The sequence below is a fragment of the Niveispirillum sp. FG156 genome, from assembly GCF_057809555.1.
The window spans coordinates 1-315 of sequence record NZ_JBMDKE010000108.1 but is presented as its reverse complement, the minus strand read 5'-3'; the positions used below and the strand labels follow the sequence as shown (position 1 = coordinate 315).

The window sequence follows — 315 nt, the reverse complement described above, 5'->3', positions numbered from 1 at the left end:
GTCGCCACCTGGGTGCTGATCTCGTTCAGATGGTGGTTCATCGCTTCGGTATTGACGGCTGGCATGATGATGGCGGCACCGATGCCGCGGGCCGGACAGATGGCGCCGAACAGGTGTACCGAGCCATGCCGGTTGTCGCGCACCATCGGCGGTCGCGAACCGACCGGTGCCCAGACATACTCGATCGAGCCTTTCTGTCCGACCCTGGCCTCGTCCTGGAACCACACTTCGATCGCTTTGCCGGCTGCCGAGGCCGGCAGGGCATCACGGCTCAGGCAGGGGAAGTTTTTTTAAAGGCCGCCTGCGCCCCGGCAT

The 315-nt window shown here is 64.1% G+C and carries 1 pseudogene; it reads right to left on the bottom strand.

The window, feature by feature from the left end:
• Positions 1 to 236, bottom strand: a pseudogene (locus ACODSP_RS28270) (transposase); the annotation flags it as partial.
• Positions 237 to 315 lie beyond the last annotated feature (79 nt).